Source organism: Mycolicibacterium thermoresistibile (assembly GCF_900187065.1).
Lineage (GTDB): Bacteria > Actinomycetota > Actinomycetes > Mycobacteriales > Mycobacteriaceae > Mycobacterium > Mycobacterium thermoresistibile.
On record NZ_LT906483.1, the window covers coordinates 4,031,454 to 4,056,545 of the forward strand.

Sequence of the window (25,092 nt, forward strand, 5' to 3'; positions counted from 1 at the left end):
GAGGTGGTGGGAAATGACCGAACTACCCGACTGGGCCCGCAGGCTCGATCTGTCGCCTCACCCCGAGGGTGGCTGGTACCGGGAGACCTGGCGCAGCGACCTGACGGTTCCGCAGGCGGTGCTGCCGCCGGACTACACCGGGCCGCGCAGCGCCGGAACCGCGATCCTGTTCCTGCTCATGCCCCGTCAGCAGTCGGCCTGGCACACCGTGCGCAGCACTGAGCTGTGGATGTACCACCGGGGCAGTCCGTTGCTGCTCGAGTTCGGGCCGGACCGGGCCCGCGCGACCATCCACCTGCTCGGCGGCGACCTCGACGCCGGTCACTCCCCGCAGCTGGTGGTGCCGCCCGGCCATTGGCAACGGGCCCGGCCGGACGGCGACCAACCGACACTGGTCAGCTGCGTGGTGGTTCCCGGGTTCGACTTCGCCGACTTCGAACTGGCCCCCACCAGGGACCGGGCCGGCGGCTAGTTCACCGACGACAGGTTGAACGCGGCCCCGGTGGGATCGGCGGCCGCCGCGAGCCGTCCGTAGGGAGTGTCCTCGGCCTCCCGCACGACGGTCCCGCCGTTGGCCACGATGACCTCCAACGCCTTGTCGACGTCGTCGGCGCCGAGGAAGAACACCCAACTCGGCGGCGCGCCCTCCGGCAGGACACGGCTGCCGTCCATCACCCCGAGCAGGTCTTCACCGTCGAACGCCGCTGTGGCATAACGGAACTCGTCGGTGTCGGACACCAGCTGGGTCTGCCACCCGAACACCGTGCGGTAGAAGTCCAGCGCGGCGCCGAAGTCGCGGGTGGTCAGCTGGTGCCACACGGGCGCGCCGGGCTCACCCACGACCTCGAAACCCTGGTGCCCGATCGGCTGCCACAGCCCGAACACCCCGCCGGTCGGGTCGCTGAGCATCGCCATCCAGCCCTTGTCCTTGACTTCCATCGGGGCCATGCAGCTGGTGCCGCCGGCCGCGGTGGCAGCCGCGAGCGTCGCGTGGATGTCGGCGGTGTGCAGGTAGGTGGTCCAGCCGTCCGGGGCGTTCCACTGCGGATCGTTGCGCATCAGCCCGGCGACCGGCCGGCCCTGGCTGAACGCGTTGACGTAGCCCCCGTAATCGGGGCCGGCGGATTCGAACGTCCAGCCGAACACCGCGCCGTAGAACTGCAGCGCGCGGTCGAGATCGGAGGTGCCGAGGTCGATCCAGATCGGTGCGCCCAGCGGGGCGCCGTGACGGAGGGGCACGATATCTCTCCTTCGGATGGGGAACGTGTCACCGGTATGGACCGTCCGGGCCACCGGAACTCATCGGCCCCGGCCGGATCAGGCCCCGGACCCGATGCCGAGCACGCGCAGCGCGTTCTCCTTGTAGACGAGCGGCAGCACCGCGGGGTCGATGTCGAGCGTGTCGAAGTCGCGCCGCCACCGGTCCAGCTTGATGTAGGGAAAGTCGGTGCCGAACAGCACCTTGGTGCGCAGCTGCCGGCCGATCGCCCGGACCAGTTGCGGCGGAAAGTACTTCGGCGACCAGCCGGACAGGTCCACGTACACGTTGGCCTTGTGCGCGGCGACGGCGATCTGGGCGTCCACCCACGGCACCGCCGGGTGGGCCATGACGATCGTCAACTCCGGGAAATCGGCGGCCACGTCGTCGAGCAGCATCGGATCGGAGTAGCGCAGTTTGATGCCGTGCCCGCCGGGAAGCCCCGATCCGAGACCCGTCTGCCCGGTGTGGAACAGGGCGGGCACCCCGGCCTCGGCGATCGCCTCGTAGATCGGGTAGAACACCCGGTCGTTCGGTTCGAACGCCTGGAAGCTGGGGTGGAACTTGAACCCTTTGACACCGTGGTCGCGGACCTGTTCGCGCACCCGGCGCACCGCGTGCCGCCCCTGCCACGGGTCCACGCTGCCGAACGGGATCAGCACGTCGTTGTTGCGGGCCGCACCCGCCACCAGGTCCTCGATCGAGTTCGGCGGGTGCCCCATCCCGGACTGCGCGTCGATGGTGAACACCACTGCGGCGATGTTCGCCCGGCGGTAGTAGTCGGCCACGGCGTCGACGTCGGCCGGCGGCCCCGCATCCATCTTGAAGTACGCCGTGGTGGCGGCGACCAGTTCGTCGTCGTAGGCCTGGTGCCCGTGGCAGTCGATCTCGATGTGCGCGTGCATGTCGATCGCGGTCACCGCGTCGAAGTCAACCCCGTATTCGTACACGCCACCGAGACTAGGGGTCGCGGGCCCGGACCGGGTCAGGCGGCCGCGTCCAGCAGTCCGTCGATGTCGGCGCGCAGCCGCCGTACGTCGACGTGCTCGGTGATCAGCTCCAGCGTGTGATCGTCCCCGCCGCGCAGGATGCCCAGCAGCACGTGTTCGGAGTCGATCACGGAGTCCTTGTGCGCGATGGCTTCCCGCAGCGCCAGCTCGAGTGTCTTCTTGGCGGGCTTGGTGAACGGGAGGTGCCGGCGGCGGCGCCGCCGCCCGGACCGGCGCAGCGCACCGTCCCACGCATCGGGTCCGAAGCTGCGCGCCACACTGTCGCGCACGGCGTGCAGGTCGATGCCGATCGCGCGCAGCGCCTCGGCGTCGCGTTCGAACGTCTCGTCGTCGGGGTTGTCCGCCGACGCGATCCGGCCCCGGACCGCTTCGGCGGTGAGCCCGTGGCGGGCGAGCAGCGCGCCGAGGTCGCGTCCGGCGCTCTGCAGCACCCCGACCAACAGGTGTTCGGGCCGGATCTCGTCGCACTCCAGCTCGCGCGCCTCCTCCTGGGCCAGCACCACCGCCACCCGCGCGTGGCGGCTGAACCGCTCGAACATCGTCAGCCCCTCCGGTTGTACTTCTGGTGTACGGCCTGACGGCTGACGCCGAGCGAGTCGGCGATGGCCTGCCAGCTCCAGCCCTGCGCGCGGGCGTTCGCGACGTGGATCGCCTCGAGCCGTTCCTGGAGGCGGCGCAGTGCGCGCACCGCCTCCAGCCCGACGGCGGGATCCACGCTGGCCATCGCCTCGGTCGTCGGCTCAGCGCTCATGCCGTCAAGTTATCTTGACGACAGGAGTGTGTCAAGGAAAGTTGACACGTTTGCCGCGGCGCGGACCGGGTCCCGGTCAGGAGGGTGAGTAGCCGAGGATCGCCTTGGTCTCCAGATACTCGTGGAAGCCGTAATCGCTCCACTCCCGGCCGTTTCCGCTGCGCTTGTAGCCACCGAACGGGGCGTTCAGGTCGAATCCGTGGTTGATGGCGATCGATCCGGCGCGGATCCGGCGGGCCAGCGCACGGGCCTGTTCGAGGTCCGAGCCGGACACGTAGCCGGCCAACCCGTAGTCGGTGTCGTTGGCGATCTCGATCGCGTCGTCGAGGTCGTCGTACCCGAGGATGCACAGCACCGGCCCGAAGATCTCCTCCCGGGCGATCGTCATGTCGTTCTTGACGTTGGCGAACACCGTCGGCTTGACGTAGTAGCCCACCTCCAGCCCGTCGGGCCGGCCCGGTCCGCCGACGACGACGGTGGCGCCCTCGTCGATGCCCTGCTGGATGAGCCGCTGGATCTTGTCGAACTGCACCCGCGACACCACCGGGCCGATCGCGGTCTTGTTGTCCGGATCGCCGACGGCCACCTGTGCGGCGGTCTCCCGGGCGATCTCGATCGCCTCGTCCATCCGGGAGTTCGGCACCAGCATCCGCGACGGCGCGTTGCAGCTCTGCCCGGAGTTGAGCATCATCGTGGTCACCCCGGCGGTCACACTCTTGGCGAAGTCGGCGTCGTCGAGCACGATGTTGGCGCTCTTGCCGCCGAGCTCCTGGGTGACCCGCTTGACCGTCGGCGCGGCGTTGCGGGCCACGTCGACACCGGCGCGCGTCGACCCGGTGAACGACACCAGGTCGACGTCGGGATGGCTGGACAGCGCCACCCCCACCCCGGGCCCGTCGCCGAAGACCATGTTGTACACCCCGGCGGGCACCCCCGCGGTGTCGAGGATCTCGGTGAAGATCTGACCCGAATACGGCGCCACCTCAGAGGGTTTGAGCACCATGGTGCAGCCGGTGGCCAACGCCGGGAACACCTTGCAGGCGATCTGGTTGAGCGGCCAGTTCCAGGGCGTGATCAGCCCGCACACCCCGATCGGCTCCTTGACCACCAGGGTGGCGCCGCGCTGCTCCTCGAAGGAGAAGTTCTTCAGCACGTCGATCGCCGTGGTCAGATGGCCGAGGCCCATGTTGACCTGCGGACCCTTGGCCAGCGACGGCGGTGCGCCCATCTCCTCGTGCACGGCGTCGGCCAGGTCGGCTGAGCGCTTCTGGTATTCGGCGAGGATGCCCTGCAGCAGTTCGAGACGTTCCTCGCGGCTGGACTGCGACCACGCCGGGAATGCGCGCCGAGCGGCCCTCACCGCGTTGTCGACGTCGGTCGCCGAGCCGATCGCGATCCTGCCGGAAACCTCCTCGGTGGCGGGATCGTCCACGTCCAGCGTCTTGAGATCGACCGGATCCACCCAGGCGCCGTCGATGTAGAACTTCAGATATTCGCGCATGCCCTCATCCTCCACTATTCGCGGTCGCTCGCGATCCGATTCCCGGCCGCGCTACTGCTGCCCCTCGGCGTACCAGGTCCGGAACTCGTCGTAGCTCGGCATCTCCTCGGAGTTGGCCTTCGGGTCGATCGCCACGTGCACCACCGCGGTCCGTCCGCTGGCGTAGGCCCGTTTGATCGCCGGACCGATCTCCTCCTCAGAATCGACGAATTCACCGTGGCAGTCCAGACCCTCGGCGATCTTGTCGAACCGCACGTTCTTGCTCCAGTGCACGCCGGGCTGCGGTGAGGGCTGTTCGAAGGTGCGCTTGTACACCCCGACCTCCAGACCCCAGGCGTGGTCCACCCCGACGACGCAGACCAGCGGCAGGTTCTGCCGGGCCGCGGTCTCGAGTTCGGCGATGTGGAACAGGAACGCCGAGTCGCTGGTCAGCAGCATCACTGGCCGTTTGCCGCCCTCGGCGACCGATGCGCCGACCGCGTAGGGCAGGCCGGTGCCCAGATGCCCGAAGTTCTGATTCCAGATCACGTCGCGGGGTTTGGCCTGCGAGTAGGTCCACTGGAAGATCACCGTCGCGCCGCCGTCGCGGACCAGGATCGCATCGTCGGGCAGGGCCTTGGTGGCCTCGACGACGAACCGGGCCGGATGCACCGGTTTGCGCCCGGTCGGGGCGGTCTCGGCCAGTTCGGCCAGCCGCTCGGCGTCCTGTCGGATCCATCTGTCCAGGTCCGGCGACGGCTGACGGGGCTGCTCCCGCAGCGCCTCCACCAGCTGCGGCACCACCCCGCGCAGATCGCCGATCAGTGGGACGTCGATGGGCCGGTTCACCCCGATCGCGGCCGGATCCTGTTCGACGTACACCCATTTGCGGTTGGCCTCGTTGTCCACCCAGTGCCGGTGCCTGCCGAAGTGCACCGGTTCACCCAGCTCGGTGCCCAGCGCCACACACAGATCCGAGGTGCGCACCGCCTCGATCGCGGCCGGTGAGAACCCGTACGGGAAGGTGCGGTCCTCGATGCCGGGGATGAACGACGTGCCGCCGGAGGTCTGGATGACCGGACAGCCCATCAGCTCGGCCAACTCCCGCACCGGCTGCTGGGTGCGGGAGGTGTGCACCGCGTGCCCGACCAGCAGGATGGGATGTTCGGCCGCCCGGATCAGCCGCACCGCCTCGGCGATCTCCGCCGCGCCGGCGCGCTGGTCGACCAGCCGGTACCGGTGTGGCGGCAGCGGGTCGGGCACATCGAGTTCCTCCAGGATGACGTGCTGGGGATACTCGACGTACGCCGGTCCCGGGGTGCCCGACATGGCCCGGCGGATCGCCTCCCGGATGATCTCGTCGGTCTGCTCGGCGTATTCGATCGACGACGAGAACTTCACCATCGGCGCCAGCATGCCCTCCTGCTGGACGAACTGGATGCGGCCGCGCCGCACCCGCCGTTCGGTGATGCGGGCCCGCTGGCCGCCGAGGAAGATCACCGGCGAGTTCTCCACCTTGGCGCACATCATCGCCCCGGCGATGTTGGCGAGCCCGGGGCCGAGCGTGCCGATGCACAGACCCGGCCTGCCGGTCATCCGGGACGCGGCCTCGGCCATGAACCCGGCGCTCTCCTCGTGGTGCGGTGCCACCACGGACCAGCCGCGGGTCTCCGCCTCGAGGAACAGGTGCACGAAGTTGGGGTCGGGGATGCCGAACAGCGTGTTGATGCCCTCGGCCTCGAACAGGTCGAGGATCCGCTTGTAGACGGGTACACCCATGGCGAAACTCCTTAGCGTTCTAGCGGTATCGGGAAACGAGCTGACTGCGGTGCGCGGCCGGTGAGCCGTACAGGGCGCGGTTGAGGGTGGCACGTTTGAGGTAGACGTGCACGCCGCTCTCCCAGGTGTAGCCGATGCCGCCGTGCAGCTGCATCGCCTTACCGACCACCTCGACCGCCGCCGAGCAGACGAACGACTTGGCCATCGCCGCGGCGGCGGCCGTGTCATCGGAGTCCGGATCACACAGGGCCGCAACGGCTCTGCCGACGAGCTGACGGGCCACCGTGATCTGGACCTGCATGTCCGCGCACGCGTGCTTGACGGCCTGGAACGAGCCGATGGGGCGGCCGAACTGGTGGCGTACCTTGGCGTAGGAGACCGTGGCGGACAGCATCGCCTCGGCGAGCCCGAGGCTGTCGATCGCGACGGCGACCGCGGCTCGGTCGGCCAGTCGGCGGGCTGCCGCGCGCGGATCACCGGCGAACCGCCACACCGCCTCGACCCCGGAGTCCTCGGCACAGACCACGGCCAGCCTGCGGGTTTCGTCGAGCACCGGCTGGGCGGTGACGGTGGCGGCGGCGGTCGCGGTCAGCACCGGTGTCCCGTCGGAATCGGTGGCCAGCACCAGCAACCGGTCGGCGCCGGACGCATCGGGCACGAATTCGGCCCGCCCGGTCAATCGGCCGCCGGTGAATGTGAACGGGCCCAGCACCAGCGCGGTGCGCTCGGCGCCGGCGGCCACCGCGGTCAGCAGGTCGTCGCGGGCGGCGTCGGGTTGCACCGCGTTCAGCGCGCCGACCCCCAGCACGGCGCCGCCCAGGTAGGAACTGGCGGTGGCGGCGCGGCCCATCTCGGAGCAGATCACCGCGACCTCGCCGAAACTCGCCCCGGCGCCGCCGAATTCGTCGGCGACCTCCAAGCCCACCCAGCCGGCGTCGGCCAGCACCGGCCAGTCGACGGTGCGGTCCTTGGCCAGCACCTCGGCGGCCACCGCGCGCAGTTCGTCGTGGAATTCGGTGAATTGGTCGGTCATCAGGCCACACTCGGTTCCCGCGGCAGGCCCAGGCCGCGTTCGGCGATGATGGTGCGCTGGATCTCGCTGCTGCCACCGGGGATGGTCCACTCCCACGAGCCGATGAAATCCAGCACCCAGCTTCCGGATTCCCAGCCACTCGACACCGGTTTGGCCAGTTGGGTGTGGGCGGGCAGACCGGCGACCTCGGCGCCGAAATCGGTCATCCGTTGCAGCAGTTCGCTGTAGTACAGCTTGACGATCGACGCGTCCGCGGGGCCGACGGCGCCGGCCTCGGCGTCGAGCACCAGGTCCCGGCACATGCCGCGCAGAGCGGTCAGCTCGACCTCGAACTGCGCCAACCGGTCGGCCACCACCGGGTCGTCCACCGGGCTCTGGGCCACCAGCCAGCGGAACCCGGCGGTGCCGAGCCGTTCGGCCAACTCCAGCATGGTCAACCCGCGTTCGGCCCCCAAAGTGGCCTGGGCGACCTGCCAGCCCTGGTTCTCCCGACCGACCAGGTTGGTCTCCGGAATCACCACGTCGTTGAGGAAGATCTCGCAGAAGTGCGAGTCCCCGATCGCGTTGCGGATCGGCCGGACCTCCACCCCCGGGGTGGTCATGTCCAGCAGGAAGTACGAGATGCCGTGTCGTTTGGGGGCGTCCGGGTCGGTGCGGGCCAGCAGCAGACACCAGTCGGCGTGCTTGGCGCCGCTGGCCCACAGCTTCTGCCCGTTGACGATGAACCGGTCGCCGTCCCGGCGGGCGGTGGTGCGCAGCGACGCCAGGTCCGAGCCGGCTTCGGGTTCGGAGAATCCCTGCACCCAGATCTCCCCGTCGAGGATCGCCGGCAGATGGCGGCGACGCTGTTCGTCGGTGCCGGCGACCAGCAGGGTCGAGGCGGCGTGGTGGATCCCGACGAATGCCAGCACCAGCCGGGGCGCGTCATGGGCGGCCAGTTCGGAGTACAGCACGATCTGCCGGTCGACCGGCATACCGCCGCCCCATTCGGCGGGCCAGTGCGGCACCGCGTATCCGGCCCGGTGCAGTTCGGCGAACCAGGCCTGCTGGAAGGCGACGAAGTCGTCGTCGCTGACGTTGGTCTGCGCGGCCCGCCAGTCCTTCGGGATGTGCTCGGCGCACCAGGTGCGCACCTCGTCGCGGAATTCGTCCAGGCCGGTCATCGGGTCCGCTCCCGCAATGCCAGCAGGCGGTCGCGGTGTTCGGCGGTCCGCATGGTGGCCACCTCGGCGGCGAATCCGGCCTGCAGCGGCCCGGCCAACGCCTGCGACAGATACATGTTGACGATCCGTTTGGTGCCGCGCAGCGCCTCGGCGGGCTGTGCGGCGAGCCGCTCGGCGAGCCGGATCGCCTCGGGCAGCAGGTCATCGGCGGGGACGGTGCGGCTGGCCAGACCGAGTTCGACGGCGGTGGCCGCCGGGATCCGGTCGCCGGTGAACAGGTACTCCCGGGACCGCAGGACAAGGGTCAGCAGCGGCCACATCGCCGCCCCGCCGTCACCGGCGACCAGTCCGACCGCCACGTGCGGATCGGCCAGATAGGCGTTCTCGGCGATCAGCACGATGTCGCACAGCACCGCGACGCTGCAGCCCAGCCCCACCGCCGGGCCGTTGACCGCGGCGATCACCGGCAGCGGGAACCGCAGCATCTCCTCGATGATCTGGGCGCCCTCCCGGATGCTCTCGTCGCGTGCGACCTGGTCGGTCAGGAAGCTGGTGATCCAGTCCAGGTCGCCGCCGGCGGAGAACGCCCGCCCGGCGCCGGTGAGGATGACGACGCGGGCGTCGGTGTCGGCGGCCAGCTGTCGCCACACATTGGCCAGCGCCCAGTGCAGGTCGGCGTCGACGCTGTTGAGGTCGGCGGCGCGGTCGAGGGTGACGGTGCGGATCGGCCCGTCGGCCCGCACCGTCATCACGTCGGGCAGATCGTATTTCACTGCATCACCTGTTCGATGACGTTGGCCCGCAACCGGTCCATCACCTCCGCGACGGCGACCCCGTCGTCGAACGACGGCGTCGCCGGCCGGCCGGTGCGCAGCGCGTCGGCCACCTGTTCCAGCCACGGGGTCAGCGCCGGTTCGTAGAAGGACCGCGGCGGCGCGGGTGGGAACTCGTGGGTCATCGGGTCGGCGTCCGCGCGGTGCACGATCAGCCGGCTGTCGCCGATGAGTTCCAGCGCGCCGGCGCTGCCGGTCAGCACCATCCTCGGCGGTAACGCTACGGCCGCCGCGAAGGCGGTGTCATGCGTTGCGGTGCAGCCGTTCTCGGTGACGAACCAGGCGCTGTAGGCGTCCTCGGCGGTGGCGCGGCGGGGCCGGCCCTGCGGATCGGGACGGTGCGGATCCTCGATGCGGGCGACGCCGCCGCAGCCGGTGATCTCGCTGCCGAACAGGTACCGGGTGTAGTCGATGAGATGTGCGCCGTTGGCGCCGATCCAGCCGCCTCCGGTGTCGCGTTCGTTGATCCACCCGTGCGGGCGGCCCCGCAGCCCGGCGCCGAAGAACGTCCAGCTCAGATGCCGTGGTGTGCCGATCACCCCGGAGTCGGCCAGCTTCTTGAACTCGGCGCGGGCGGGTTGATGCCGCAGTTCGAAGTTCAGGAATGTCGGCACCGCCCGCCTCGCGGCGTGGTCCCGCATCGCACGGGCCTCGTCGGCGTTGCGGCCGAACGGTTTGTCGCACAGCACCGGGTAGCCCCGGTCGACGGCGGCGGTCACGTGCTGTCGATGCAGGAACGGCGGCGAGTGCACCGACACCAGGTCGACACCGGCGTTCAGTGCGCGGTGCAGGGCGGACTCGTCGCGCGGGCTGACCACCTCGACGTCGAAGCCGAGCCCGCGGTAGACCGGCGCCATCGCCTGCCGGCCGAAGCCGGTGCCGATCACCAGAACCCTCATGCGTACAGCCCCGTGAGTCCGCGCCGGCCGAGGCGGCGGCTCAACTCGGCCCGGGTGGCCGACACGCCCAGGGGCAGCCGGCGCAACGGTTGGCTGTACCGCGACAGCCAGGACAGCGTGGTCTCATCGCAGAACCCGACCGCGCCGTGCAGTTGATGGCACACCCGGAACACCACCTCGGCGGCTTCCAGCGCGGCCATCCGGAACGACAACGCGTCCTCGAGCGCGCCGGGCTGACCGGTGCTCACGCTCCACAGCGCGTGTTTGGCCAGGATGTCGGTGCCGCTGCGTTCCACCTCGGCGTCGGTGAGCTGGAACTGCACTCCCTGGAATCGGGCCAGCGGCTGACCGAACTGCTCGCGCAGCCTCACATGCTCGACGGTCAGCCCGATGGCGCGGTCCAGCATGCCCAGCAGCGTCCAGCCGGACAGCACCAACGCCAGTGCGATGTCGTCGCCGCCCGCCTCGTCGAGCGGGGTGGTCTCCAACCGGGCGGTGAACCCCGGCCCGGCACCGACCACCTGTGTCACGTCGGCGCGCCGCCCGGTGAGATCGACGGTGGCCCACCGGAGTCGGACTCCGGCGACGCCGCCAAGCGGAGCGGCGGCGTCGACCACGATCAATCCGTCGACGTCCAGATCGGTCGGCCGGGAAAGCCGTTCGGCCACCGGATAGGGTAGCGCCCAGTAGCCGGCGCTGCGGCACAGTGCGGCCGCGGCCTCGGCGCCGTCGAGGTCGGTGCGGGGGTCCAGGTCCCAGGCGTCCAGCCCGGTCAGCACCGGCCCGACCAGCGCCTCCCGGTTCTCCGGTTTGGCGTCGGCCTGCAGCACCAGCTCGTCGCCGCCGGCGGCTTCGAATGCGCGCAGCGCCTGCCGTCCGTACTCGAGGGCGTCGTCGCTGAGGTCGAGGATCATCGGGCCGTCCATCACCGGGTCTCTCATCGGGGGGCCTTCCCGGTCGCCAACATCGCCCGCGACAGCAGGATGCGTTGCATCTCGATGCTGCCCGAGGACACCGTGGAGGCCTGTGAGTAGCGCCAGTGGTCCTCCACCTCGGCGCGGAAGTACTCCGCCGCCTGCCGATCCGCACTGTCACCGGGCGGCAGAGCCGCCACCAACTCCATGAGCACCTCGGCGCTGTCCTGATCGAGTCTGGTGACCGCGATCCGGTACGCCGCGGCGTCGCCGGGCCTGACCTGCCCGCCGGCCTGCAGCGCCACCACCCGGTAAGCCAGCAGCCGGGCCCGCCGGCAGTGGGTCAGCATCCGTGCCCAGCGCCCGTGCAACTCGGCCGGCAGGGCGTCCCAGTGCTCGCCGAGCACCTGCGGCGCGAGCGCCAGCAGCCGTTCGCACCGGGCGTAGCGGGCGATGCCGACCCGTTCGAAACTCATCACGTCCTGCACGATCGACCAGCCGTCGTCGACGGTGCCGAGCACATCGGCCTCGGTGACCGGCACATCGTCGAAGAACACCTCGTTGAGGTGGTGCGGCCCCATCATGGTGCGGATCGGCCGGACCTGGATGCCCGGCCGGTCCATCGGCACCAGGAAGACGGTGAGCCCCTGCTGTTTCCGCTGCACTCCGCCGTCCCCGACCCGGGTGGTGCGCGCGAGCAGGAAACACCACTGCGCCATGGTGGCGTACGACGTCCAGATCTTCTGGCCGTTGACCAGCCAGCCGGTCGGGTTGTCCCCGGCACGACGCGCAAAGGTGCGCAGCGAAGCCAGATCCGACCCGGCCTCGGGTTCGGAGAAGCCCTGGCACCAGATCACCTCACCGCGGGCGATCGGCGGCAGGTGGGTGCGCTGCTGCTCCTCGGTGCCGTGCCGCATGATGATCGGGCCGACCCAGTTGACGCCCATGTACTGCGCGCCGCGCGGTTCGTGATGCGCCCACATCTCCTCGCGCACCACCGTCTGCTCCCACACCGACGCGTCGCCGCCGCCGTACTCCGACGGCCACGACAGACACAGCAGGTTACGCTCGGCCAGTGTGCGGCAGAACTGCTGCGCCACTTCCAGATCCGCCGGATCGTCGGTGAAGGCACCGAGGTAGCCGGCCGGGACGTGTTCGGCGATCAACTGCCGCAGCTCACCGCGCAGCCGGGCGGCGTCGGCGCCCATGTCGAAATTCAGCGTCATGACATCCCCTGCGCGGGTTCGCGTCCTGCCTGAGGGGTCAGGCCCAGTTCGGCGAGCACGGCCTCGGTGTCGGCGCCGAGTTCCGGAGCGGTGCCGCCGACCCGGCCCGGCGTGCGGGAGAACCACGTCGGCACACCGGGAAAGCGGACCGGGCCGTGCGGGGTGTCGACGGTCTCGAACAACCCGACGGCGTTGAGGTGTTCGTTGTCGAACAGCGCGTCGGGGGTGTTGATCGGCGCCGCGGGGATCTCGAGTTCGCGGAACAGGGTCAGCCACTCGTCGGTGGTGCGTTCCTTGAGCGTCTCGGCGATCAGCGAGTACACCGTGTCGATGTGGCGGGCCCGGTTCTCCAGCGTGGCGTAGCGGGTGCGGTTCTCCTCGTACCAGGCCGGCGCCACCGCGTCGACGAAGGCCTGCCAGTGTTTGTCGTTGTAGATCAGCGCCGCGATGTGACCGTCCTTGGTCTCGTACGGTCTGCGGTTGGGCGCCACGGTGCGCGGATACACCGCCGGCCCCAGCGGCGGGTCGAACATCGCACCGTTGGCGTGTTCGACGAGCATGAACGAGGCCATGGTCTCGAACATCGCGACCTCCACCTCCTGCCCCTCCCCGGTGCGTTCCCGGTGGAACAGCGCCATCATGGTGGCGTACAACGCGGTCAGGCCGGCGACCTTGTCGGCCATGATGGTGCCGACGTAGTTGGCCTCCCCGGTCAGCTGTTCCTGCACCGCGGGCAGCCCGCATTCGGCCTGGATGGTGTCGTCGTAGGCCGGCCGGTCGGCGTCCGGGCCGCGGCGGCCGTAGCCGTAGCAGTTGGTGTAGACGATCGCCGGGTTGATCGCGGCCACGTCCGGATATCCGAAGCCGAGTTTGGCGATCGCCTTGGCTCGCATGGAGTGGATGAACACGTCGGCGCGGGCGATCAGGGCCCGCAGCGCCCCGGCCCCGTCCTCCGACCGCAGATCCAGCACGACGCTGCGCTTACCGCGGTTCACGTTGACGAACACCCCGCTCATCCCGGATCGCGGCCCGACCGAGATGAAACGGGTGTTGTCCCCGGCGGGCGGCTCGACCTTGATGACCTCGGCGCCCATGTCGGCCATGATCTGGGTGCAGTACGGCCCCATCACCATCGCGGTGAGGTCGACGACGCGCACCCCGCTCAGCGGCCCGCGGCGGGGTTCGGCAGAATCGGCCCCGCGAGAATCGGCCCCCGGTGCATCAACCACTGTGCGCCTCCTGGCGGGCCATCGCGAAGCTGTAGCCGATGTGCTCGTTGTGGCCGGTCGGCACCACGTCGAAGACCACCGGGTCGCCGAGGTCGCGGATCGCCTCCAGCTGATCCGCGACGTCCTCGATGGTCCACGAGCCGCGGTACACCCCCGGGCTCTCCACCACCGCGGCGCGGGCCATCCGGCCGGCGATACCGATCAACATCTCCCCGGTGACCGAACAGCTCTCATGGGCCAGCCAGCCCACCAGCGGTGCGACCAGCTCCGGGCCCATCGGCGGGTACGCGGAGGTGTCGATGCCCTCGGCCATCCGGGTCAGCGCGGCGGGCACGACCACGTTGGATTTCACCCCGAACTCCGCGCCCTCCAGCGCGGCGACATTGGACAGCCCGATCACCCCGGATTTGGCGACGGCGTAGTTGGCCACCTCGTGGTTGCCGTACAACCCGCCGATCGACGAGGTCAGCACGATACGGCCGTACCCGGCGTCGCACATCACCGGAAACGCCGGGCGCAGCACATGGAAGGCGCCGCGCAGGTGCACGTCGAGCACCGCGTCGAAATCGTCCTGGCTCAGGTCGCGCAGCGAGCCGCGGCGCACCGTGCCGGCGTTGTGGATCAGGATGTCCAGCCGCCCGTAGCGCGCCAGCGCGGTGTCGATGATCGCCCGCCCGCCGGCCGGGGTCGCCACCGATTCGGTGCAGGCGATCGCCTCCCCGCCGGCGGCGCGGATCTCGGCGGCCACCTGCTCGGCCGGTCCCGGATCGGCGCCGTCCCCGGTGAGGGCGACGCCCGGATCGTCGACCACCACCCTGGCCCCGCGCGCGGCGAGCAACAGCGCGTATTCGCGGCCCAGCCCGCGGCCCGCGCCGGTGATGACGGCGACCCGGTCGTCGAACCTCAGCTCACCCACCGACATTCGTCGCCTCACGCACCGCGCAGTTCCAGCCCGTCCAGGTCGCCCTTGCTGCGCCACTCGGCCAGCAGATCACCGAACGCGTAGAAGCCGGGACCGTACGGTTCGCCGAGATGGCTGCGGATCCCCTCACCGCCACCGCCGCCCTCGTTGTTGTAGTAGCCCGGTGTGCAGGAGGCGTCGAACGCCGAGTTGTCCACCGCGGTCTCACGAATGGTGCGGCACCAGCCGTCCTGCGCATCCTGGGTCGGCTCCACCACGGTCGCCCCACGGTTCAGTGCCTCGGCGATGATGTAGGCGATGTGTTCGCCCTGCAGTTCGTAGTTCGCCGAGATGTTGGCCGAGATGCCGACCTGGGTGAACCCGGTGAAGAACTGATTCGGGAAGCCGCGGCTGGTCATCCCGTGGAACGTCTTGTAGCCGTCGCGCCAGTGGTCGTAGAGCGACACCCCGCCGCGGCCCTCGATCACGTCGATCGAGTAGCGCCGCTTGATGTCGGTGGTGATCTCGAATCCGCTGGCGTAGATGATGCAGTCCACCTCGTACTCGATGCCGCCGGCGACCAGACCCTTGGGGGTGATGCGCTCCACGCCTTTGGATTCTGAGACGTCGACCAGGGTGACGTTGGGCCGGTTGAACGACGGCAGGTACTCGTCGTTGGACAACGGCCGCTTGCACAGGAACCGGTAGTACGGCTTGAGCTTCTCGGCGGTCTCCGGATCCTCCACGATGGCGTCGATGCGCCGCCGCAGCCGCTCCATGAGTTTGAAGTCCTCTTCCTCACGGATCGCCATGAACTGCTCGGGAGTGAGCGACGCCGGGTCGTCCAGCGCCATCACCCGCGCGGCGGTGTTGCGGCCCAGCTCGGTCCAGAAGTCGCACACCAGATCCGGCTGGCCGAGTGCCATGCCCTCGAAGGTCCAGGCGTGGAAGTTGCGTTGCCGCTCCTTCTGCCAGCCCGGTTTGAGCGTCTTCACCCACTCCGGATCGGTGGGGGCGTTGTTGCGTTCGTCGACAGTGGAGGGGGTGCGCTGGAACACGTAGAGGTGTTTGGAGTCCCGCGCCAGGTGCGGCACGATCTGGATCGCGGTCGCGCCGGTGCCGATGACGGCCACCCTCTTGTCGGCCAGCTTGTGCAGGTTCCCGTTGGTGTCACCGCCGGTGTAGTCGTAATCCCACCGCGACGAGTGGAAGCTGTGGCCCTGGAAATCCTTGATGCCCGGGATGCCGGGGAGCTTCGGCCGGTGGAACGGACCGGACGCCATCACCACGAAGCGGGCCCGGATGTCGTCGCCACGATTGGTCCCGATCCGCCAGCGGCTGATCTCGTCGTCCCACCGCATGCTGCGCACCTGGGTGGAGAAGATGGCCTTGTCGTACAGACCGAAATGCTTGCCGATGTTGCGGCAGTGCTGGTAGATCTCCGGCCCGTCGGCGAACTTCTTGCTCGGCATGAAGTCGAGCTCTTCGAGCAGCGGGATGTAGCAATAGGATTCGTTGTCGCACTGGATGCCGGGGTAGCGGTTCCAGTACCACACGCCGCCGAAGTCACCGCCGAGCTCGATGATCCGGACGTCGTCGACGCCGGCCTTCTTCAGGTGCACCGCCGACAACAGGCCGCCGAAGCCCCCGCCGAGCACCGCGACGTCGATGTCCTCGTGGATCGGGTCGCGTTCGGCGACCGGGGTGTACGGGTCGGTCTCGTAGTAGCCGGCGAAATCGTCGGTCAGCTCGATGTACTGTTTGGAACCCTCCGGGCGCAGACGCTTCTCGCGTTCGATGCGGTATTTCTCCCGCAGCGCCTCGATGTCGATGTCGTCCGGCGTCTGCGTCGGCCCGCAGCCGTCACCGAAAAGTGTCATTGCTTCAGATCTCCCGTGGTTCGCCGGTGCCCATGTACTTCGACAGTTGGTGGTGCAGATTGACGGTGCTGCGCTCGCGGTACGGGTTGGGCCGTGGTCCCGGGAAGCCCAGCGACTTCATGCCCTGCTGCACCGCGGCCATGTTCGAGAAGTCCTGCGGCAGCACCGAGAGCCAGCGCGGGTCGCCCACCGGGGTGTACTCCCATTCGGTCTGCGGTTCCTCGCCTTTCGGGAACAGCTCGAGCACCGAGACCTCGAACAGGCACTTGTTCGGGTCATAGCTGGGATGCGGGCGGGCGCTGTAGCACAGCGCTGTGGTCAGCCCCTGGCCGATCTGGAAGTTCGGGAAGATCTGCCACGCGGTGCCGGCCTCACCCAGCACCTCCGGCGGGATGGTCGGCCAGATCACGCCGCGGGCCTCGTCGTCGCGCCGGGCCGAGGCCAGCCAGTGCTCGAGCACCTTGTCCGGGGGGGTGCCCTCGGGGAGTTCGTCGACCAGCCGTTTGGCGGCGTTGACCAGCGTCTCGGTGGTGGTCGCGTTGGTCTGCTCCCAGGTGTACATCTGCATCTCCGCGGTGGAGACGCGCGGGTCGTCCCCGGTGCCCAGCCGGATCTTGGACTTGGTGGCCTCCAAATCCTTCGGGGCGTCGTAGCCGATGTTGCTGTGCCTGCCCTGCGCCTTGGCCCAGCCCTTGAACTCGCCGAACCTGTTGAACTCCGGGTGGGTTGTGTACACGTGGTAGGTCTCGTTGAACGCCTCCAGCGCGACCTTCCAGTTGCAGTCGAAATCGAGCCACCTGCGCCACTTGTAGCGCATGTTCTCCAGCCCGAAGTGGTCGAGGAGCTTGTCGGCCGGGAACAGATAGTCGGCCAGCGGCTCGCAGGCCGGATCCATGTTGATCCACAGCCACCCGCCCCAGGTGTCGACGTTCACCGGCGCCAGGCGGGTGTTCTCCGGCGTGAGCGCACCCTTCCAGTCGTCCTGCTCGCGGATGTGCGTGCAGGCGCCGTCCAGGCCGTAGGTCCAGCCGTGGAAACCGCAGACGAACGATCTGCGGGTGCGGCCGCAGGCGTTCTTGGCCCCCTCGGGGGTGTCGATCAGCCGGCGGCCCCGGTGCATGCACACGTTGTGGTGCGCGGCGAAGGCGGATCCGGAGTCACCGGCGCCGGTCCGCACGACGATGATCGAATCGTCGAGGATGTCATAGGTCAGATAGCTGCCCACCTCGGGCAGCTCCTCCACCCGGCCGACCTGCAGCCACACCTTGCGCCACAACCTGTCCCGCTCGGCCCGGGCATACTCCTCGGAGACATACGCCTCGACCGGGATCAGCATCGGCTCCGAAAGCTCCTCTGGTGCCGCGACTTCCGGTTTGTTGTCGATATCGGTCATCACATCTCCTTGATCGCTGCGCGGAACGACTCGTCCCTGAGGAACAGTGAGGTGTTGTCGGCGCCGAGATGACTCCATCTGAGGTTGAGCCCGCCGTCGACGAGCAGGGTCTGACCGGTGATGTAGCTGGACAGATCCGACAACAGGAACAGGATCGGGCCCGCCTGCTCCTCGGGCCGCCCCCGCCGCCCCATCGCGATCGCGGTACGGTCCCGGTCCGGATCCTCGTCGACATAGGTCCGCGACGCCGCGGTCTCGGTCACCCCGGGCGCGACCGCGTTGACCCGGATGCCGTGCAGCGCATGCTCGACGGCCATCGTCCGGGTCATCGCGACGATGGCCGCCTTGGCGGTGCCGTAGCCGATGTGGAACGGTGCGGTGTTCATCCCGCTGATCGACGAGATCGACACGATCGAACCCGGATTTCCCTGGGCGCGAATCTCGTTCGCGACAGCCTGGCTCATGAAGAAGGCGGTCTCGAGGTTGCGGTGGAACAACTCGCGCCAGTCCTGCCGCCGCACCCGCGAGGAGGGCATCCACGTCGACGGGTCGGCCCCGCCGGCGACGTTGACCAGCCCGTAGAGGGTGCCCTCGGCCCGTCGCGCGGCGGCCAGCACGGTGGCGATGCCGTCATCGGTCGAGGCGTCGGCAGCCACCGGCACCACTGGCAACCCCCCGTCCACCAGGGGCCCGATGTGCTGATCGAGGTTGTCGCACGACCGGCTCACCGCCAGCACCGTCGCACCCGCCCGGGCGGCCAGGGTGGCCACCGCGGTCCCGATACCGCCACCGCCCGCGCCGGAGACCACCACGATGCGGCCGTCGAGGCTGAGGAGGGGCTCGTCGAGGTTCTCCATGACCCGCTTTCGTCCGCGGTCCGCGCCGCGGCACTCGTCGATATTTTGTCCGGACAAGAAGTGTCACTCTTCTGGTCGAAGAACACTATTCCGCAGCGGTTATGGCCGAGTCAAGGGTGTCCGGCGGGACAGCGCGGCCTATTGTCTGGACTACAGCGACTTGATAACGTCCAGCCCAAACCGGCGGACGGAAGGACTCCACACCCGATGGCAGCACCCATGGCCGGCGCGCACCAGCAAGCCCGTTACACCCCGCAGAACCCACCCGGTGCGGCACCGGGCTGGCGGCTGGACCGGATCACCGGCCCCAGCCGGCTGTTCGGCGCCAACGGGCTGCGCACCGGTCCCGACGGGCGGGTCTACATCGCCCAGGTGACCGGCAGTCAGATCAGCGCGCTCGACATCGCGACCGGGGCGCTGGAGACCATCAGCCCCAAGGGCGGCGACATCATCTCCCCCGACGACGTGGCCTTCGACCCCCACGGCAACCTGGTCGCCACCGAGGTGATGGAGGGCCGCGTCAGCCTGCGCGACACCGCCGGGCGGGCCCGGGTGCTGCGCGACGACATCCCGTCGGCCAACGGCATCACCTTCCACCGGGGCCGGTTGTTCATCGGCGAATGCCGGGAGGGCGGCCGGCTGCTGGAGTTCAGCCTCAACGGCGACGCCCCGCGGGTGCTGCTCGACAACGTGCCGTCCCCCAATGCGATGGAGGTCGGCCCGGACGGGCTGCTGTACTTCCCGGTGATGGGCGCCAACGAGATCTGGCGCATCGACCCGGACCAGCCGGGCGCCGCACCGCAGACCGTGGCCACCGGCCTCGGCGTGCCGGACGCGGTCAAGTTCGACCCCGCCGGGCACATCGTCTCCACCCAGGTGGCCACCGGCCAGGTGTTGCGCATCGACCCGCGCACCGGCGAGCAGACGGTGCTGGCCACCCTCACCCCCGGTCTGGACAACCTCACGTTCGTCGGCGACCGGCTGTTCGTCTCGAACTTCACCGGCGAGATCACCGAGATCCTCGGTGACGGGTCCACCCGCGCGACGCTGCCCGGTGGGCTGAACTGGCCGCTGGACCTCGCCGTCGGCGCCGACGGCGCCCTGTACGTCGCCGACGGGACCTACTTCTACGCCGTGCGACCGGACGGCTCCCTGCAGACCGTCGGCATGCTGTTCTCCTCCGGCTATCCGGGCTTCATCCGCGGCGTGGAACCGTCGGGTCCGGGCGAATTCGTGGTCACCACCTCCGGTGGTCAGGTCACCCGCTACCGGCCGGCCGACAGCGAGAGCGAGGTCCTGGCCGACGGGCTCGATCAGCTCTACGGCCTCGCCCTGGCCGGTGACGGCACCGTGGTGTGCGCCGAGCAGGGCACCGGGCGGCTGCTCGCCGTCCGCGGCGGCGAGGTCGAGGTGCTGGCCACCGGGCTGACCCAACCCGTCGGGGTGGCCCTCGACCCGGACGGCACGCCCCTGGTCGCCGAGTCCGGCGCCGGCCGGATCGTGCGGGTCGCCGGCGGCCGCACCGACACCGTCGTCGACCAACTGTCGTGCCCGCAGGGCATTCTCGTCCGCGGCAACCAGCTGTACATCGTCGACGCGACCGCCAAGGAGCTGCTGGCCGTCGACCTGGCCACCGGTCAGCGGCAGCGCATCGCCACCGGGCTGCCGGTCGGGTCGCCGCCCGGGGTGCAGCCCAAACCGCTCAAGGGCATGCCGCCGTTCTCCGGCCCGCAGGGCCCGTTCGCCGGGATCACCGCGGGACCGGACGGCACCCTGTACCTGTCCGCCGACGGCGACGGCAGCGTCCTGGCGCTGCGCCGTACCCGATGACGTCATGACCGTCAGCCCGGCCGATCACCGCTACCTTCAGGTGGCCCGCATCCTGCGCAAGGAGATCGTCGACGGGGTGTATCCGGTCGGCTCCCAGCTGCCGACCGAACATGAACTGTCCGAACGGTTCTCGGTGAGCCGATACACCATCCGGGAGGCGCTGCGCCGGCTGCGGGAGGACAACCTGATCTCCTCCAGACCGCGCGCGGGCACGATGGTCGTGCCCCGGCCGTCGTCGCACGCCTACGCCCAGGACGTGATGTCGATCAACGACCTGCTGGCGTTCGCCACCGGCGCGAAGTTCGCCATCGAGTCGGTGGCGATGGTGACGATCGACGACGAGCTCGCCGACCGGACCGGGCTGACGGTCGACGAACAGTGGCTGGCGGTGCTGGGCTACCGGCAGGCCGACGGGTCCGACACCCCGGTGTGCCGCACCGAGTACTACATCAACCGGGCGTTCGCCGCGGTGGGCCGGCTCCTGCCCAGCCACACCGGGCCGATCTTCCCGCTCATCGAGGACATGTTCGGGGTCAGCATCATCGAGGTGCACCAACAGATCTCGGCGGTGCTGCTCGGCCCCGGGCTGGCCGACCGGCTGCGCGACGAGGCCGGCAGCCCGGCACTGGAGATGCAGCGCACCTACAAGACCTCCGACGGGGACGTCGCGCAGGTGACCGTCAACACCCACCCGGCGTCCCGGTTCCGCCACTCGATGACCATGCGCCGGGTCAAACCATGACCGAAACCCCCGGTGCCGGGTACCGGACCGATCGGCCCGGCCACGCCGAACGCGCCGCGCAGGCCTACGCCCGCGGGCTGTGGGTACCCACCACCCTGGCCGAGGCGCTGGCCGAGGCGGCCCGCACCACCCCGGACCGCACGGTGCTCGTCGACGGTGCGGTGCGCCTGGACTGCCGATCCCTGCACGCCCGGGCCACGGCCCTGGCCGGTGCGCTACTGCGACGCATCCCGGCGGGCGCCGTGGTGTCGTTCATGCTGCCGAACTGGCATGAGGCCGCGGTGATCTACCTCGGCGCCACCCTGGCCGGGATGGTGGTCAACCCGATCCTGCCGTCGCTGCGAGACCGTGAACTGCGGTTCATCCTCGACGACGCCGACAGCCGGATGATCTTCATCCCCGAGACATTCGGCAACCACGACTACGCGGCGATGCTGGACCGGGTCACCGCGGAGTTGCCCAACCCGCCGCAGGTCGTCGTGGTGCGCGGCGCCGTCCGGCCGGACCGGGTCAGCTACGACGCGCTGCTCTCCGGCCCCGTCGACCGCCCCGTCCTCCCGGCGCTGGACCCGGATGCGGTGCGGATGATCCTCTACACCTCGGGCACCACCGGGCGTCCCAAAGGAGTTCTGCACAGCCACAATTCGATTCACGCACTGATCCACCAGCTGCGCGAGCACTGGCTGATCGACCCGGGCGACACCTTCCTGGTGCCCTCACCGATCGCGCACATCGGCGGATCGATCTACGCGTTCGAATGCCCGCTGCTGGCCGGCACCACCGCGGTGCTGATGGACCGCTGGCGTCCCGACGAGGCGGTGCGGCTCATGCGGGCCGAACACTGCACCCACATGGCCGGCGCCACACCGTTTCTCGACGGTCTGCTGACCGCCGCCCGGCAGGCCGGCACCCGGCTGCCCGACCTCAAGGTGTTCATCTGCGGCGGTGCCTCGGTGTCCCCGTCGTTGATCCGTTCGGCCGCAGACTATTTCGAGCGGGCTGTGGTGACGAGGGTGTACGGGTCCACCGAGGTTCCGGTCACCACCGTCGGCGTCCTGGGGCCCGCCGACGCCGACCGGGCCGCCGAGACCGACGGCCGGCCCGGAATCGCCGAGGTCCGGCTCGCCGACCATGCCGCCGCACCGCCCGGCGCCGGCGAGGTGCTGGCCCGCGGCCCGCAGATGCTGGTGGGCTACCTGCATCCGGAGGACGAGCGGGACGCCTTCGACGCCGACGGCTTCTTCCGCACCGGCGATCTGGCCCGCTGGGTCGACGGCGATCACCTCGTCATCACCGGCCGGGCCAAGGACATCATCATCCGCAACGGGGAGAACATCTCCCCCAAGGAGGTCGAGGACCTCCTCATCGGGCATCCCGGTGTCGCCGAGATCGCCGTCGTCGGCGTGCCCGATCCGCGCACCGGCGAACGGGCCTGTGCGGCCATCGTCCCCACCGGCCGTCCCGGACCGGACGTGGCCGAGCTGCGGGAGTTCCTGCTGGCCCGCGGGGTGGCGAAGTTCAAGGCCCCCGAACAGGTGGTGTTCTTCGACGCGCTGCCCAAGAACGACGCCGGCAAGGTGTTGAAACATCAGATCCAGGCGACGCTGACCGCCGCCGAAGTGAGTGGGTGAACATGCAGGTAGCTATCGTCACCGGGGCCAGCAGCGGCATCGGATTCGGCTGTGCCACAAAGCTCGCCGAGCAGGGCATGGCGGTGCTGGGCACCGGCCGAGACTCCGGACGGCTGGCCGGGCTGGAGAAGACGCTGCGAAAGGCCGGGGTGCCCGCCGACCGGATCGCCACGCTGGCGGTGGATCTCACCGCGGACGAGGCCCCGCAACGCATCGTCGACGCGGCGGTGTCCCGCTGGGGGCACATCGACTTCCTGATCAACAACGCCGGGGTGGGCAGCCCGAAACCGTTGGGCGAAACCGACGACGACACCCTGGACCACTTCCTCGGGCTGATGCTGCGGGCCCCGTTCCGGCTGGCCCGCGACGTGCTGCCGCACATGAGACCCGGGTCGGCGATCATCAACATCACCTCGACGTTCGCGGTGGTGGGCGGGCTGCGCGGCGGCGCCTACTCGGCGGCCAAGGGCGGCCTGACCGCGCTGACCACCCACATCGCCTGCCAGTACGGCGCCCAGGGCATCCGGTGCAATGCGGTGGCGCCCGGCGTCACCCTGACACCGATGGTGGCCACCCGGCTGGAGGACGAGCGGTTCCGCAAGATCAACACCGAGATGACACCGCATCAGCGGTTGGGCCGCGTCGAGGACATCGCCGCCACCGTCGCCTTCCTGTGCTCGCCGGGCGCCGAGTTCATCAACGGCCAGACCATCGTCGTCGACGGCGGGTGGAGTTCCACCAAGTACCTGTCGGATCACGCGTTGACCTCCGAATGGGTGCCGCGGTGAACCTGTTCGCGCTGCTCGACCAGACCGCGACCCGGTTCGGTGACCGCGGCGCGGTCTTCCATGGCGAACGGCAGGTGACCACCTGGAGCGGGCTGCGGGACCGCGCGCTGCGGCTGGCCGGCTCGATCCGGCGCGAGGTGGACGCCGGCGCGCGCATCGCGATCGCCAGCGAGAACCGGCCGGAGATCGTCGAATTGATGTTCGCGGTGTGGGCCGCCGAATGCGTCGTGGTGCCGATCAATTTCAAGCTGCACCCGCGGGAGATGGCGCAGATCCTCGACGACGCGGAGGCGTCGCGGGTGTTCACCTCGGCCTCGATCGGCGCCGCGCTGGCCCCGGCCACCGAGGTGCCGGTGGAGACCGTCGTCGGCGACGAGTACGCCCGCCGGCTCACCGCGGACCCGGCGCCGGTGCCGACCGGCACCGATCCCGCCGCGCTGGCGTGGCTGTTCTACACCAGCGGCACCACCGGGCGGTCCAAGGGCGCGATGCTGTCGCACCGCAACCTGATGGCGATGACGGTGGCGCATCTGGCCGACTTCGACGACCCGGATCAGAACTGCAGCCTGATCCACGGGGCGCCGATGTCGCACGGTTCGGGGCTGTACATCCCGCCCTATGTGGCGCGCGGTGCCCGGCAGGTGATCCCGGCGTCCGGGGTGTTCGATCCGGGCGAGTTCCTCGACCTGTGTGAGCACCATCCGGGCTGCAGCGCGTTCCTGGCGCCGACCATGGTGCAGCGGTTGATCGACACCGGCCGCAGCGCGCCGGCCAACCTGCGCACCATCGTCTACGGCGGCGGGCCGATGTACGTCGAGAGCCTCAAGAAGGCGCTGGCGGCGTTCGGCCCGGTGTTCGTACAGCTCTACGGGCAGGGCGAGGCGCCGATGACGATCACCGGTCTGCGGCGCGCGGACCATTTCGACGAGACCGGCGCCGTGGCCGAAGACGCGGTGCTCGGATCGGTCGGCCATCCCCGGTCCGGAGTGCAGGTCGCGGTGCTGCGACCCGACGGCAGGCCGGCCGCCGTCGGCGAGGTCGGGGAGATCGTGTGCCGCGGCGATGTGGTGATGTCGGGCTACTGGCGCAATCCCACCGCGACCGCGGACACGCTGCGCGACGGCTGGCTCTACACCGGCGACATGGGCTCGTTCGACGACCGCGGCCACCTCACCCTGCGGGACCGCTCCAAGGACGTGGTCATCAGCGGGGGCAGCAACATCTACCCCCGTGAGGTCGAGGAAGTGCTCATCGAGCATCCCGGTGTCGCCGAGGCGTGTGTGGTGGGCGCGCCGGATCCGGAGTGGGGCGAGATCGTGGTGGCGTTCATCGTCGGGTCGGCCACCGCCGAGGAGCTCGACGCGCATCTGCTGGACCGTATCGCGAGGTTCAAGCGGCCGAAGCGCTACGAGTTCATCGACGAGCTGCCCAAGAGCAGCTACGGCAAGGTCCTCAAACGCGAACTGCGTGCCCGGCTGTCGTGATTTCGGCGTGC

General features: G+C 69.7%; 23 protein-coding genes. 6 read left to right on the forward strand and 17 right to left on the reverse strand.

Annotated features, from left to right (window positions below):
* Window positions 1-13: 13 nt before the first annotated feature.
* A complete protein-coding gene (locus CKW28_RS18990; RefSeq protein WP_003925766.1) occupies window positions 14-472 on the forward strand; it encodes a cupin domain-containing protein in 459 nt (152 codons plus the stop codon).
* On the opposite strand, the gene CKW28_RS18995 is transcribed toward CKW28_RS18990, so the two are convergent.
* The 17 genes from CKW28_RS18995 to CKW28_RS19075 form a co-directional block, all read right to left on the reverse strand.
* Entirely contained in the window at window positions 469-1,239 is a 771-nt protein-coding gene (locus tag CKW28_RS18995) for a VOC family protein (RefSeq protein WP_003925767.1), read from the reverse strand. The genes CKW28_RS18990 and CKW28_RS18995 overlap by 4 nt on opposite strands.
* Before the next feature lie 78 nt (window positions 1,240-1,317).
* Window positions 1,318-2,163: an amidohydrolase family protein gene (locus CKW28_RS19000; RefSeq protein ID WP_050812030.1), complete on the reverse strand. Its 846-nt coding sequence runs from the start codon at window positions 2,161-2,163 to the stop codon at window positions 1,318-1,320.
* A gap of 80 nt (window positions 2,164-2,243) precedes the next feature.
* Complete coding sequence (locus CKW28_RS19005) at window positions 2,244-2,807, reverse strand: Clp protease N-terminal domain-containing protein (RefSeq protein WP_003925769.1); 564 nt, start codon at window positions 2,805-2,807, stop codon at window positions 2,244-2,246.
* A gap of 2 nt (window positions 2,808-2,809) precedes the next feature.
* Entirely contained in the window at window positions 2,810-3,019 is a 210-nt protein-coding gene (locus tag CKW28_RS19010) for a helix-turn-helix domain-containing protein (RefSeq protein ID WP_003925770.1), read from the reverse strand.
* Window positions 3,020-3,095: 76 nt separating this feature from the next.
* Window positions 3,096-4,520, reverse strand: coding sequence for an aldehyde dehydrogenase family protein (locus CKW28_RS19015; RefSeq protein WP_003925771.1), 1,425 nt, complete (start codon window positions 4,518-4,520; stop codon window positions 3,096-3,098).
* A gap of 51 nt (window positions 4,521-4,571) precedes the next feature.
* Entirely contained in the window at window positions 4,572-6,278 is a 1,707-nt protein-coding gene (locus CKW28_RS19020) for a thiamine pyrophosphate-binding protein (protein WP_003925772.1), read from the reverse strand.
* A 19-nt stretch (window positions 6,279-6,297) separates the two neighbouring features.
* On the reverse strand, window positions 6,298-7,311 hold the full coding sequence (locus CKW28_RS19025; protein WP_003925773.1) for an acyl-CoA dehydrogenase family protein: 1,014 nt from the start codon (window positions 7,309-7,311) through the stop codon (window positions 6,298-6,300).
* Window positions 7,311-8,474, reverse strand: coding sequence for an acyl-CoA dehydrogenase family protein (locus CKW28_RS19030; RefSeq protein WP_003925774.1), 1,164 nt, complete (start codon window positions 8,472-8,474; stop codon window positions 7,311-7,313). Before CKW28_RS19030 ends, CKW28_RS19025 begins: the two co-directional genes overlap by 1 nt.
* Complete coding sequence (locus tag CKW28_RS19035; RefSeq protein ID WP_003925775.1) at window positions 8,471-9,247, reverse strand: enoyl-CoA hydratase/isomerase family protein; 777 nt, start codon at window positions 9,245-9,247, stop codon at window positions 8,471-8,473. Before CKW28_RS19035 ends, CKW28_RS19030 begins: the two co-directional genes overlap by 4 nt.
* Window positions 9,244-10,206 carry a Gfo/Idh/MocA family protein gene (locus CKW28_RS19040; RefSeq protein ID WP_003925776.1) on the reverse strand — a complete coding sequence of 321 codons (963 nt, stop codon included), beginning with the start codon at window positions 10,204-10,206 and terminating at the stop codon, window positions 9,244-9,246. The genes CKW28_RS19035 and CKW28_RS19040 overlap by 4 nt, the downstream gene beginning before the upstream one ends.
* A complete protein-coding gene (locus CKW28_RS19045; RefSeq protein ID WP_040547502.1) occupies window positions 10,203-11,120 on the reverse strand; it encodes an acyl-CoA dehydrogenase family protein in 918 nt (305 codons plus the stop codon). Before CKW28_RS19045 ends, CKW28_RS19040 begins: the two co-directional genes overlap by 4 nt.
* Window positions 11,121-11,143: 23 nt before the next feature.
* On the reverse strand, window positions 11,144-12,346 hold the full coding sequence (locus tag CKW28_RS19050; RefSeq protein ID WP_003925778.1) for an acyl-CoA dehydrogenase family protein: 1,203 nt from the start codon (window positions 12,344-12,346) through the stop codon (window positions 11,144-11,146).
* Window positions 12,343-13,575: a CaiB/BaiF CoA transferase family protein gene (locus CKW28_RS19055; protein ID WP_264016343.1), complete on the reverse strand. Its 1,233-nt coding sequence runs from the start codon at window positions 13,573-13,575 to the stop codon at window positions 12,343-12,345. The genes CKW28_RS19050 and CKW28_RS19055 overlap by 4 nt, the downstream gene beginning before the upstream one ends.
* The gene (locus CKW28_RS19060) at window positions 13,568-14,491 is read right to left on the reverse strand and encodes an SDR family NAD(P)-dependent oxidoreductase (protein WP_040547508.1); all 924 of its coding nucleotides are present in this window, start codon (window positions 14,489-14,491) and stop codon (window positions 13,568-13,570) included. The genes CKW28_RS19055 and CKW28_RS19060 overlap by 8 nt, the downstream gene beginning before the upstream one ends.
* A 14-nt stretch (window positions 14,492-14,505) precedes the next feature.
* Entirely contained in the window at window positions 14,506-16,356 is a 1,851-nt protein-coding gene (locus CKW28_RS19065; RefSeq protein WP_003925781.1) for a flavin-containing monooxygenase, read from the reverse strand.
* 4 nt (window positions 16,357-16,360) lie between these two features.
* Window positions 16,361-17,749 carry an aromatic ring-hydroxylating oxygenase subunit alpha gene (locus tag CKW28_RS19070; protein ID WP_003925782.1) on the reverse strand — a complete coding sequence of 463 codons (1,389 nt, stop codon included), beginning with the start codon at window positions 17,747-17,749 and terminating at the stop codon, window positions 16,361-16,363.
* Window positions 17,749-18,606 carry an SDR family NAD(P)-dependent oxidoreductase gene (locus tag CKW28_RS19075; RefSeq protein WP_003925783.1) on the reverse strand — a complete coding sequence of 286 codons (858 nt, stop codon included), beginning with the start codon at window positions 18,604-18,606 and terminating at the stop codon, window positions 17,749-17,751. Before CKW28_RS19075 ends, CKW28_RS19070 begins: the two co-directional genes overlap by 1 nt.
* A gap of 219 nt (window positions 18,607-18,825) precedes the next feature.
* Between CKW28_RS19075 and CKW28_RS19080 the strand changes: the two genes are divergently transcribed.
* The 5 genes from CKW28_RS19080 to CKW28_RS19100 are packed head-to-tail and all read left to right on the forward strand — an operon-like array spanning window position 18,826 to window position 25,081.
* Window positions 18,826-20,436, forward strand: coding sequence for an SMP-30/gluconolactonase/LRE family protein (locus tag CKW28_RS19080; RefSeq protein ID WP_003925784.1), 1,611 nt, complete (start codon window positions 18,826-18,828; stop codon window positions 20,434-20,436).
* A 4-nt stretch (window positions 20,437-20,440) separates the two neighbouring features.
* The gene (locus CKW28_RS19085; RefSeq protein ID WP_003925785.1) at window positions 20,441-21,178 is read left to right on the forward strand and encodes a GntR family transcriptional regulator; all 738 of its coding nucleotides are present in this window, start codon (window positions 20,441-20,443) and stop codon (window positions 21,176-21,178) included.
* Window positions 21,175-22,809, forward strand: a complete 1,635-nt coding sequence (locus tag CKW28_RS19090; RefSeq protein WP_003925786.1) for an AMP-binding protein — start codon at window positions 21,175-21,177, stop codon at window positions 22,807-22,809. The genes CKW28_RS19085 and CKW28_RS19090 overlap by 4 nt, the downstream gene beginning before the upstream one ends.
* Window positions 22,810-22,811: 2 nt before the next feature.
* Window positions 22,812-23,597 (forward strand): SDR family NAD(P)-dependent oxidoreductase, encoded by a 786-nt coding sequence (locus CKW28_RS19095; RefSeq protein WP_003925787.1) that lies wholly within the window; start codon window positions 22,812-22,814, stop codon window positions 23,595-23,597.
* Window positions 23,594-25,081: an acyl-CoA synthetase gene (locus CKW28_RS19100; RefSeq protein ID WP_003925788.1), complete on the forward strand. Its 1,488-nt coding sequence runs from the start codon at window positions 23,594-23,596 to the stop codon at window positions 25,079-25,081. Before CKW28_RS19095 ends, CKW28_RS19100 begins: the two co-directional genes overlap by 4 nt.
* Window positions 25,082-25,092: the final 11 nt, after the last annotated feature.